Source organism: Rhizobium sp. NXC24 (assembly GCF_002944315.1).
Lineage (GTDB): Bacteria > Pseudomonadota > Alphaproteobacteria > Rhizobiales > Rhizobiaceae > Rhizobium.
The window spans coordinates 1,011,243-1,022,510 of record NZ_CP024311.1 but is presented as its reverse complement, the minus strand read 5'-3'; the positions used below and the strand labels follow the sequence as shown (position 1 = coordinate 1,022,510).

12 protein-coding genes are annotated in these 11,268 nt (G+C 60.7%); 1 reads left to right on the top strand and 11 read right to left on the bottom strand.

Annotated elements, in window-relative coordinates:
- Window position 1 precedes the first annotated feature (1 nt).
- Window positions 2–940, bottom strand: a complete 939-nt coding sequence (locus NXC24_RS05065) for a hypothetical protein (protein WP_104822312.1) — start codon at window positions 938–940, stop codon at window positions 2–4.
- Between the two features lie 37 nt (window positions 941–977).
- On the opposite strand from NXC24_RS05065, the gene NXC24_RS05060 reads away from it, so the two are divergent.
- Window positions 978–1,220: a hypothetical protein gene (locus NXC24_RS05060; protein ID WP_104822311.1), complete on the top strand. Its 243-nt coding sequence runs from the start codon at window positions 978–980 to the stop codon at window positions 1,218–1,220.
- Here the strand turns inward: NXC24_RS05060 and NXC24_RS05055 are convergent.
- The 10 genes from NXC24_RS05055 to NXC24_RS05015 form a co-directional block, all read right to left on the bottom strand.
- Entirely contained in the window at window positions 1,217–3,379 is a 2,163-nt protein-coding gene (locus NXC24_RS05055; protein WP_104822310.1) for a hypothetical protein, read from the bottom strand. The two genes, NXC24_RS05060 and NXC24_RS05055, sit on opposite strands and share 4 nt — an antisense overlap.
- A complete protein-coding gene (locus NXC24_RS05050) occupies window positions 3,376–5,523 on the bottom strand; it encodes a phage tail tip lysozyme (protein ID WP_104822309.1) in 2,148 nt (715 codons plus the stop codon). Before NXC24_RS05050 ends, NXC24_RS05055 begins: the two co-directional genes overlap by 4 nt.
- A complete protein-coding gene (locus tag NXC24_RS05045; protein WP_104822308.1) occupies window positions 5,523–6,212 on the bottom strand; it encodes a hypothetical protein in 690 nt (229 codons plus the stop codon). The genes NXC24_RS05050 and NXC24_RS05045 overlap by 1 nt, the downstream gene beginning before the upstream one ends.
- Before the next feature lie 2 nt (window positions 6,213–6,214).
- Complete coding sequence (locus NXC24_RS35020) at window positions 6,215–6,376, bottom strand: hypothetical protein (RefSeq protein ID WP_158704420.1); 162 nt, start codon at window positions 6,374–6,376, stop codon at window positions 6,215–6,217.
- On the bottom strand, window positions 6,376–7,800 hold the full coding sequence (locus tag NXC24_RS05040) for a packaged DNA stabilization protein (RefSeq protein WP_104822307.1): 1,425 nt from the start codon (window positions 7,798–7,800) through the stop codon (window positions 6,376–6,378). The genes NXC24_RS35020 and NXC24_RS05040 overlap by 1 nt, the downstream gene beginning before the upstream one ends.
- The gene (locus tag NXC24_RS05035; protein WP_104822306.1) at window positions 7,800–8,141 is read right to left on the bottom strand and encodes a hypothetical protein; all 342 of its coding nucleotides are present in this window, start codon (window positions 8,139–8,141) and stop codon (window positions 7,800–7,802) included. Before NXC24_RS05035 ends, NXC24_RS05040 begins: the two co-directional genes overlap by 1 nt.
- 21 nt (window positions 8,142–8,162) lie before the next feature.
- A complete protein-coding gene (locus tag NXC24_RS05030; protein ID WP_104822305.1) occupies window positions 8,163–8,522 on the bottom strand; it encodes a hypothetical protein in 360 nt (119 codons plus the stop codon).
- An 11-nt stretch (window positions 8,523–8,533) separates the two neighbouring features.
- A complete protein-coding gene (locus NXC24_RS05025) occupies window positions 8,534–8,953 on the bottom strand; it encodes a hypothetical protein (RefSeq protein WP_104822304.1) in 420 nt (139 codons plus the stop codon).
- A 63-nt stretch (window positions 8,954–9,016) separates the two neighbouring features.
- Window positions 9,017–10,216 (bottom strand): DUF4043 family protein, encoded by a 1,200-nt coding sequence (locus tag NXC24_RS05020; RefSeq protein WP_104822303.1) that lies wholly within the window; start codon window positions 10,214–10,216, stop codon window positions 9,017–9,019.
- 33 nt (window positions 10,217–10,249) lie between these two features.
- Complete coding sequence (locus NXC24_RS05015; RefSeq protein ID WP_104822302.1) at window positions 10,250–11,140, bottom strand: hypothetical protein; 891 nt, start codon at window positions 11,138–11,140, stop codon at window positions 10,250–10,252.
- Window positions 11,141–11,268 lie beyond the last annotated feature (128 nt).

Sequence of the window (11,268 nt, the reverse complement as noted above, 5' to 3'; positions counted from 1 at the left end):
GTCAGAGCCTTATGTAAATCGTGAGAGCGCGAGAGGGCTGAATGTTGTTGTGGGCCTGCCCGCCGCCCGTGGGGGCCATAGTTATGCCGGTCGCCGATGTCGTCGTGTTGAGATCACCCGGATTTGAGCCGCCTTGGGCGAATGCACCGACATTGCCGGAACCCAATCCAAAGCCGCGGGCTGTATTCCCCCAATTGTGAGAGTGGCCAGGGTCCGAGAGCCCGTGAGCGTGGCTTGGCATTTCACCGATAGAAAGCGTGTGTGCCGCTTCACCGCCGGCCCACCCGAGGACAGCCCCCGGGATAATGTTGGCCGCAGTGTTGCCCATGACATCCGTGCCGACGATCGCTCTGCCGCGCCAGTCGGGGAGCGTCATCTGCTTATTGGCATTCCAATCGACCAAGGCATTCGCGCCGCGGCCGCCGACAACGACGAGAGACGAATCCGCATTCCAGAGCCATTCGAAGAGCGCTTGAGCATCCGAGTTCGCGCGCTCCGATGCGCCGGAGATGGCGGACCCGATCGTACGGGCGTTGGCGCGCACGAAACCTGTTCGCGTCCCGGCTCCATATCCCATGATCATGTCACCGGTGATCAACACCGCATTCGGATCAACCGGATTGTCACCCCCACCCCCGCCGCCGGTCGCCGGCCCGATGATCGGCAAACCGTCCACATCATAGATGATGACACCCTGCGCCGTCGTCAGGCGCTCACGATAGAAGCCGTCAGCCTCGTCGAAGAATACCGGCGGGAAATAGCCGTTTCCGTCCGTCTGGACTGGATTTGGATGCGCGTTGATCTCCCCAAGGGAATACGACTTGTATACGGTGATCGGCGTCGACGTCCCGCCCTTGTAGAAATATGCCCTGGCGCCGATGAATGGTTTCCCGTTCGCGTCATGGGTCTGCGTGTTGGACTGGTTCCAGAAACCGGCCATCTTTCATTGTCCTTCGATTTGAGGCATTGTCGGCCGCATGCAAACCATCGATCACGATCCGCACGAGCCGAAGATTGACCGGACACCCGGTCCATGGCGCTGGGTGTTCCCTGTCATTTTGGCTGTGATCGGCGTCAATTTGTTCACGGGTCAACTGAGCTGGCCGTCATTCCTTGGCGGAGTGGGTGCGGGCGGTGTTTTGGCAGCTTGGGCAATCGAAATTACCGGCAATAAAGTTCCCGAGTCCTGGAAGTCTAAACCTCGGCGTGACGGCAACTAATTCGACGCCGCAATTCTTCCTGGCGCCGTCGAAGAGAGGTTGTTCAGGATCGCCGTCGCCATTCCACGTTTTGCCGTATCGGACGTCACCTTGCTTGCCGCGACGGTCAGCAGGTTTTGGGCCGCCTGCGGATCGGTTTCCATCAGTCCCCGACCAATGCGCTCGATGACACGCGGCGGCATACCCTTCCCTTCGTTCAGAACCCGCGTCACGGCTTGAATGGCGGCCGTTTTCAGATCGCCGCGGAACAGGTTCGCCAACACGGCCGGATCGAAATTGGCGATATCCGACATGTCCGCGATGTTGTCGGCGGTTCGAGAGCCACCAACAGCCTGATTGAGGGTTTCGAACATCCTCTGCTCGCGACCGACACGATTACCAAGTTGCTGGGCCATGCCCGGAGCCGCGAACGCTTGGAACTCACTCTCGTACTTCGGCGTCATCAGCATGCGCGCCTTATTCGTCGTCGGCGATGCTGCAGCCGCTTCCACGCGCGTGATCAGAGGATCGGCGTAACCTGCTCGGAATGCCTGCTGTCGATCGGGCGCCATCGCATCGAAGCCGGCAATATTGTCGGCAGCACGAGTTCGACCCGAAGCCGCAGCAGTCCCGGCGTCGACAGCATCAATCACGCCGCTGCGTTCGGCATAATTGTTTGCCGCCTGGCGATAGGAAGGCGACGCCTCGGCGAGGGCGTTGTTGATCTGCCGCTGCACCTGCCCCAACGCATTGGCCCGCCAGTTCGCCCCCTGGTTCGTGGCCCGCTGGATCATGTCATCGACGTCCATCTTCGCTCGGAAGAGGGTATTGAAGTCAGTCACTTGCGAATTGCCATCGGAAAGCATGTTCCGGACCCGAACAAGCGCACCCTCGATCGTGTCATAGCCGATGTTGTCGCGTGGGTTCACGACCTGATTGACGCCGGGTGCAAGCGTCTGATCGATCGTATCGAGCACAGGCGTGACATTGACTGCGCCTGCGTCACGGCGGGCGGCGCCATAGAGCTGATCAGCCTCTGAGTCTCGAGCGCCTGTCAACGATGCGGCACGCTGGGCAGCCGTATCGGGTGCTGCGAAGCCTTCAGCAAGCGCATTTGATAAACGCTCTCCCTGCCCAGCCTGCCGGGTCAGCAACTGATTGACGACCTCCTGCCGTGCATCGTTGGGCGTACGAGCGACGGCGGAAAGCATTCGCTGGCCTGCATTGCCCAATGCATCAGCCACAGCATATCCCTGCTGTCCGTCGTCAACCGCGGACTGCATGATGTTGGCAATCTGATCAGGTGTGCGGCCAGCCCGTTCCATCGCGGTCCCCAATGCACGAATAGCCGCCGGCTGCGGATTGAGGCGCGCTGTAATAGGAGCTGCGAGCGATCGCAAAAAGGAGCCGGCACCAGCCGCGACATATGGGACTGCAGCGCCTGTGCCTAGCCCGACGAGCGCACCAATACCGCCACTCTGTAGCCGATTCAGGAATCCACCTTCACCGCTTCCGAACCCTTGAGCGCCACCAAGAGCCGCGCCTTCCCCAGCCCCAACCGCCGCTACGCGCCCAAGGCTCGCGCCTCGCTCGATGGCATTCGCAGTAGCAGACAGACCGCTTTTCGCCAGCCCCACTCCACCGGCTACGCCACCGGTCAACTGACCAGCAAGACGATAGCCGCCGCGGCTCTGCTCGTCCGATGCATTGATGGCACGTTCAGCGGCCAAGGCCTTGTCGTAGTCGGCGTTCTTCGTGTCGGAGGCGAATGGAGCGTTGAGAACACGAGCGATGGCACCGAGCGGATTATATTCACCGGCATAAAGACCACTATTGTAATAGTCGTCGCTCGGCCGCTGAACCGACAGAGGGCCGCTCTTTGCCTGCGCTGCCATTTCGTCGGCGAGGCCGAACGAAAGCGTGTCGGCAAGGCCTCGCCCGAAAGCGTCGACGCGGCCGGCAAGGCTGTCGCGGGTATCGGCAGGCGCACCGGTGATGAGCCGCCCGACGCCGGTATCGGTTTTCCCCGGCACGACACCGCTATTATCCGGCTGTGCTGCAGGCTGACCGACAAGCGTCTTTTCGATCTCGTCGACAGTCGCTTGCTGCTGATCCGGCGACAGCCGTTCAAAGCTATCGTCGACAGTGACGCGGTGGCCGCCGATGTTCAAAACGGTCATTTTTCAATGCTCCACTTCACACCGGAGGAAGTCGTGTTACCCGACGCCGGGGCGACGGATGGCGATTGATAGTCCTCGCCATACATCTGCTTATAGGCACCGGAGAGACGAGCCTTTGCGCCGGCAACATAGTCGCGGATGCGCCCGAGCTGCGCTTTGAGATCTTCCTCGCTCTGTGCCTGGCTTAGAGATGCAAGATTGTTCTGCAACAGCTCATTTTCCTTGTCCGAGATGGCGCCGAGCGCACCCCCGGTTTTGGAGGCGTCACGCATCGCCTGCAGGACGCTGAAGCCGATCTGGGATTTCAGCGTGTTCAAGCGGGCCTGTACGCTTGCGCCCTTGCCGCCGGGAACGTTCGGCAGCAGCCCAGACCAACCCGTTACGCGGCCGAGGTCCGGATCCTTGGAAAGCTCGTTTGCTGCGGCGTCGAGTCGATCGAGGCTAGAAAGCGTGCTTCCGAGCGACGAACCCGCGGCGATCCGGTTGGCCTGCTGTTCGCCCGTATCAGTGCCGACTTTCTTCTGAAACGCCTCGCCCTGAACATCTTTCGCTTGCGTGTCGACAATCTGGCCAGTTTTGTTGTTGCGGGTGATGACGGACGTACCGAGGTCCGTGCTGGTGACACCAGGCGTCGGCACGAATCCGGCCGGCAGTCTCGTTTGCTGGAAGGTGCCATCCTTGGCAAGCTGACCAATGACGGTATTGCCGTTGGCGTCCGTACCGTAGATCGGCGCCAGGCCGTATTCCGTTGCACCAACCATCCCCTCGGGAGGCGCAATCCATTGGCCGCTTTCGGCGTCATAGAAGGCACCCTTCCCGTTGCTGAGCAGTTCCTTTTTCGCGCTACCGAACTTGCCGAGGCTCTGAACTTCCCCGGTCGATGCGTTCGCCCTGGCAAGCGTGCCGTCATCGAGCTTCACGAAAGACCACGGCTGAGCCATCTTACCGGTAAGCACCTGCTGCCAGAGCTGCAATCCGACTTGGCGCGTATAGGGATTGCGCACCATGGCAGCGATCTGGTCGTTTGTGACGTTCTGGCGCGTTGCCGGCTGCGCGGCGGCGATCATGTTCGCTCCGGCGTTTGCGGTCGGCGCGGTTGCGGGCTGAGTTGCTTGCGGAGGAGGATTGACCGGTGCTGACGCTGCGGTCTGGGCAGGCTGCCGATATGCAGTCGTCACCATGGGGTCGACATAACCCGGGTTCGCCGTGACCAGTCCAAGCAACGCGTTCATCTGATCGGGAGTGACCGTGCTAGGGTCGAAATTCGTCGCAGTGGGGACCGCCTGTGGTGCCGGATTGGTGGCTCGCATCTGTGCGGCCGCACCCGGGCCAAGAATGCCGATCGACGGGTCAAGGCTCGCAACCTGCGTCGGCGCGGCCGGAGCGGCCGTCTGCGGCTGAGCATTGGCAAACTGCGTGCTGTAGTAGTTTTGCGTCAGCGCGGCACGTCGCGCGGCCTCGCCGCCGGCCTGATCGTAACCGCGGAACTTCCACGCATTCGCCATGATGTTCGCGGCCTCCTGCGGGCTCTTGGCAGCGTTCAGGCGCTGAACAAGCGTCGGATCTTCCTGAAGGAAGAACTTCGCCTGCGTGGCCGGGGAAATGTTCGACGGGTCTTCGCCCTGCGACTGTGCGAAATTGCGCAGGTTGGCAAGCCGCTCATTGCGCCACGACAGGATGCCGCCTGCGGTTCCCGCTTGGCCGCTCTGCGAGGGATCGGGCCATGCAGCGTTGACGTTCGCAGGCGACCAGCCGCTTTCCGCGCGCCCGGTGGCGGCAACCGCGGCCAAGCCATAGGGGTTCGTCAGACCGCCGCTGCGCACCGTGTCGATGAACTGATTCTGGATATCGTTCGGCGTGCCGGCCGAGACATTTCCCTGCACAGGCGCGGGGTTCGTGGCTGCAATCTGCTGCTGAGCCGCCGGGGCCGGAACGCTCTTGGCACCGAACAACCGACCGAGAAATCCCGGCTGCTGTTGGGGCGCGGCCGTGCCGGTAATCGCCGGAATGACGTTCTGTTCAAAGGCCTTGTTCTGCGCAGCAGTGTCGAGCGCATTGCCGGCCGAATCCTGCAGCGTCTTGAGCCAAGAGGTGTCAGCCGTTGGGAGGGCTGCGATCGGGACGCGGAGATTTGCGATCGCCATTAGAATAGACCTCCAGTGACCGCCTTTGTGCCGAGGCTCAAACCAGTTCCAAGCAATCCGCTCAAGAAGCTGCCCTGCTGCTGGGCTCTCTGTTCCTTGACCTGTGCCAGGTCATTGTTGAGGCCCATCTGCCCCTGAGCAACCGAACTCTCGAGCCCGAGGCGATCGTTGGCCGTGCTCTGATAAAGATTGGCGACGTTTCCAAGCGCTCCGGAGGCACCATTGGCAGCGCTCAGGCCTTGGCCCGACAAACCATTCAGCCGGTCAAGCCAGCTTCCATATTCCTGATCGGCAAGACCGGTCCCATATTTTGACAACGCCGTCAGTGTGTTGCCTGAGTTGAGCATCCCGGCCGCCGATGCGCCGCGCAAAGCCGCCTGCGTGCCCTGGTCGAGCGTGAATTGATAGCCGGGGCTCGTTTGAAATGCGGAAGTGGCCGCCGCGTTACCGTCAGCACCATTCAGCCCGAGCGCATCGGAATACATGCTGGTCGCGCTTTTCCCAGCCGTGAGATACGGATCGTAGTTGCTGACGGCCTGGTCGAGCGCGTTGGCCGACTTCGTCTCACCGGTATTGATGATGCTGTTGCCGGTGTTTTGCAGGTTGTTGAGCAAAACGCCGTTCTGCCCAATCGCCTTCATCGTCGCCTTGCCGATGTTGGCGCCTGTTAGGCTGTCGAGAAAACCCATAATCAGCCTCCTAAGGCAGTAATGCGCTGTTCGGCTTCGCGCAGATGTTCATCGAGGCGCTTCAGATACTGGTACCAGTTCTGATTGACGCGGCCGGTTTGAGGGTCAACGAAACGCTCCGTTGGGACCGGGAGCTGCGGAAGAGGTGCGAGCGCGGTAGCCATCAGTTCGAAACCGGTGTTGCTTGCTGTGAGCCGCCCATGATCGACACATAGACGGGGTCTGAAACGTCGATGCGCCAGACGCGACCGTATCGGCTCGACATGCCCGTACGATTGACCACGACGGGCGTTCGATGCGTTGCGAGCCGGCCGATCTGGCGCTGCAATGGCGTCCCGAACGAATTGCCGCCGTCATCGGACCATGAGATCAGGCAGACAGGATCTGTCTCGATCGGCTCGGAACCCGTCACTAGGCCCTGACCAACGATCATGTCGAAGTCGGCGCGGGGGATGGCGATGCGATCAGGGAAACTTGTGGTCGGTAGCGAAATCACGCTCAAGACAAGCGGATTGCTGCCTTCCTTGTAATAATCCGGGTCGAGCTTCCAAACATCAGCCGTAGTCCGATCGCCGATCATCCACCCGCTGAAGGCCTTGATGGAGCAGACGCCGCGCCAATGGTTATCAAGATAGCTCGCGCGCTCGTGCCAGAAGCCGGTTGCAAGCTCATAGGTCCACGAGAACGACGGGCCGGTCACTGTTGCCCACATATGGCCCGAGGTGACGGCAACTGTGACATCGAGTGTCGATTTGTCCGTGACCGCCTCAATCAGGCGATCGAGATCGGGCGTGGAAATCTTGGTAGGCTGATAACCGCCATCAAGCCGATAGACGCCATTGTCGTCGGCGACGAAGATCAGGCTTGAGAAACCCTCCTCATTGCCGGCAATAGCGAATGTGTCTGCCAAGCCCTTCGAAAACACAGCGGCGCGCGAGAACGGCGAACCCGTGGCATTGCCGGCATTCTGCCAGAACTCCATGCCAGACGGCCCAAAGAGAACGAGCTGTTCGCCGAAACCGATGGCGTTCAAAAGGCCGCCAGGATGGCTTTCCGCCTTCCCGAAGTCCAAGGCGCTGACGGTCGTATCGTTCAGGCCCGAGACGAAATATCGCCCGTCGCGGATCGCAAAGATGAAATACCCGTCAATGAACGTCACGCAGATGGGTTGCGGCAGATCACCGTCAGGATATGCCGTGGGTGGCGCATCGCGTGTTACGACGAAAGCACCTTCTTCGGTCACGCAAACGATATCGGGGACGGGAGCCTTATTATTTCGCGCGAATGTGACACGCTTCGTTCCGGGCAACTCGCCAATATCTGTCACCACGAAGGCACCCGAGACGAGATTGACACGCGTGAGGCGGTCGGCCTGCGCCACGAAGAGATCGCCATTGTAATAGTGAAAGCCGCGGCAACCGTTATGTGTCGTGGTGGCGATCTGCGAAAGTCCCGGTGCGCGGCGACGCGCAAAGCTGTTGCGCGCGCCTTGGTCAAGCGGTTCCGCATAGCAGTTGATCAGCCGGCCGGAGCCTTCGCCCGGGCGCGCGCCTGGCGCCGTGCTTGTTGGGAAAACTATGTCTACCATCAGAAATAATCCACCGGCAGAACGGAACCGGGAACATAGGTTGAGTTCTTGAGCTGCCGCAGGATGTTTTCGGCCGCGGCGTTGGAGGCCTCATTGCGTGGCTGCCCAAAGCTCGGCGCCGCCTCATTTGCAAGGATCGTCGCCAACGGATTGATGAACACGTCGTCAAACTCGTCGGGATCATTCGCGCCGTAAATCTGCCGCTGGCTCAGTTCGGCAAGCTTGCCGTCAATGATGCCCTCGATGTCCTCGACGTTCTCGGGCGCTGGGTTCTGCCCTACCCCGCCATCCGCCTGCAGCAGCTTGAGCGTGGCAAGAATCAGGTCTTGTCTCGTCTTCATCTCGCCACGCTCCGTTTTAGATTATGCGGCCACGTATTCGGCTTTGTCTTCGGCAGACAGGGCGTTGAATGCGTCGGCTTCTTCCTTAGTAAGGGGTGCCTTGACAACGTCAGCACCCTTCATGATGGCAAAGGTGCCATCTTCCTGCTCAGAGGCGAGCAGAACCGCCGGCTTGGGCGCCGTCAGCGTCTTCAGCAGCTCTTTCGGGATATCCTTCTCGGACACCTCGAAATGCTTGTTGGTGCGAAGCTTGCCCAGGAGGAAGGTCTCGCTGTCGCTGTCGATCTTCTCGACCTTGCCGTCAAAGAAGGTATGGCCGCCCATCTCAACGACTTTGTCGTCACCCTTTGGCGCCCGGTAGGTTACGGAAATCTTCGCCATGTTCCGTCACCTCACTTCATGAAGCCGGTGAGGTAGCACGTCGCCGTGCCATCGGCAGCGGTCGCGGAACCTGTCTGGAACTTCAGTGCGATACTCGTTTCGACCGTGAACTCGTAATAGAGGCCAGCCGCCGCAAGCGTCGTGGTGGAACCGCCGGCCTGACCGATGGTGGACGCTGCGACGAAGCGGGAATCGTTGCCGGCGTCACCGAGGGACACAGACACCGTCGGCGTGCCGTTGGTGTCGATGTCCGTCAGCGCGAGATAGACGCCGGTTACGACAAAGCCTTTCGGCACCTTCATAAGCTGCACGGTGTTGCCTGTGGCTTCATCGGCAGCGACGATAGCGATAACGCCACCAAGCGTCTTCACGGTGCGCGCAAAGCCCTGATTGCCAACCTGAGGCTGGCGGTATGCGATACGATCAGCCATTAGCCGATCTCCTTTATCGTTGGATGGAAGGGAGAGGAGCCGAACTATGCCGGCTCCAATGGCTTAGGCGTTCGCAACGCCGGAAACGAAACCGGTGACCATGCCCCAATCGACCAGCGTCCCGACCGTGGCGCCGGAACCGGCATCGAGCGGAGCCTTGGCGATCTTGCCGGTACCGTACTGCGCTTCGATGCCCATGCCGGTCACGAAATCGTAGTCTCCGTCTTCAAGCTGGGTCGGCCGCGGCATCTGGCCCATGGCATAGGCCAGTGCGCCCTGACCGCAGAGGAACACCGGCTCGACGTCGATCGAGGAAGCACCGACGCCCTTCAGAAGGAGGCGCTGAGTGATTTCCGGGATCTCCTTGTAGATGACGCCGTCGTAGACAAGGCCGCCGCCGGTGAAGATCGGATTGCTCTTCGTCGGATTGCTTTCGCGTTCGCGGGCGTCGCGGTTCGCCTGGTACATGACCGGGTCAGCCTTGAGGTCTCGGAACGCACGGGAGCCAAGGAAGCAGACGTACCATTCCTGATCGGTGTCTTCGATCATCCACGGGTTGATCTTTGGCCGGCCGTTATAGACGCCCGGGTTATTCGGATCGACGCCGGTCTGCTTAGCCTGATCCTTCATGAGCGAGCCCACAGCAGCCGTCATCTTGTCGTTGGTGGAGTCGACGTTGGCGACAGCGGTTGCGAAGGTGGTCGAGTAGTTGGCAATGGCCGAACCGAAGACGACGCGGTCATAGTTCGCGGTCACCCACGCATTCTTGTTGGCCGCAGTCGCCAGAGACCACTTGATACCGTTCACACGGTTGCCCGGAGAGCTGAAGCGGTTGGCCTGGATCGTGGAGCTCGGGATGGAGAGCAGAGCGTCGACAAGGTCATCACGAACAATGCGTTTCGACCAGCCGCGAAGAAGGCTGCGAGCCGTCGAACGAACGCTGAAGGACGATTCCTTGTTCTGCGCGCGATTGTTGGCCACGGCATTACGTGCCCAATCAGCCCAGAGCGGCATGCCGTAGCTGTCGATCTGCTCTTCGTTGCCGCGCAACGTGCCACCGCCGACGCCATCGCCGGAGAGCTGGGTGACGAGAGGAACGCGGATTTCCTTGCCGTCTGCTTCCAGATCGGCCATGCGGACGATAATGGAAGTGCTGTCGTTGCCCATGTAGGGATCGAACCGGGAGGACCGCAGGAAGTCATAGGCGACATCGGTGCGGAACTTGACGAGTTCGTTATTCGGGTGGTTCTGTGTGAGTGCCATTAGGCTCGCTCCAAGGATAGATCCCGGTCGCAGTTATCGCTTTCGGGAAGTGGTCGATGCGAACAGCGCCTGGTCGCTCGTATCCTCGCCACCACCGGATGGCGAATTCCCACCGGATGGAAGAGAGCTGAGCGAGGGCGGCAGTTCAGTGCGGGGCGCTGACCGACTGGTATTGGACGTTGCGGCTGCACGAGCACGCTCCATGGCCTGAGCCAGGAACGTGGGATCGTTCATGCGCTTTTCGAGTTCGGCATTGAGCCATGCTTCGGGATCGCCGCCCACGCGGGCAAGCGTCTCTTGCTGCTGATGCCATTTTACCAGATTTTCGAACGGGTTGCCGGAAGCCGTGATCTGCTGATGCAGAGCGGCGCCCTGCGGCGTATTGAACAAAGCTTCGGCGGCCTTCTTGGCTGCTTCGACCTTCTCAGCGCCGTGTGCCGTGATTGCACGCGATTCCCAGAGCTCTTCCCGCATCTGCTGGATTTCGCTTTGGAATGGCGACATCTGCGACTTGAGGAAGGCATCCGGATCATCCCAGAGGGTGACAGGCTGCTTTTCCTGCTGTTGCGGCTGCTGCACTTGGCGGGAGGCTGTGACCATGCCGCGAAGCTCGGCAATCTCACGGCGCAATGCCTCAGCTTCCTGCTGAGCGGCCTGGCGCTTTTCCCGCTCTTCCTGAACGGCTTTTACCGGGACGCCATTCGGCGCCGGCGGTTCGGTCGTTACAGGTTGCTGCGTGGTGGTGTCAGCGGTTGCGCCTTTGTCGGGCTGCTTGGCTGAAAACCGGCCATCGTCGCTCCGCGGCTGAGTTGCCTGCGTCGTCTGTGGCTGTTCAACAACTGGTGTCGGTGTATCCGCTGCCGCTGGCGAGGTTGCGCCAGAGATAACGGAGTCAAATACGTCCATATCCGATTGATCGGTCATTTCGAGATGTCTCCATGTCGTGGGAGGTTTCACGGATCGCCCATGAGCCCGGCGGCGGCTGATCGCCCATGAAGTCGGCGGCACTCTGCCAGTTGCGGACTGGCGGCCGAAATCGCCCTTTGAGGATG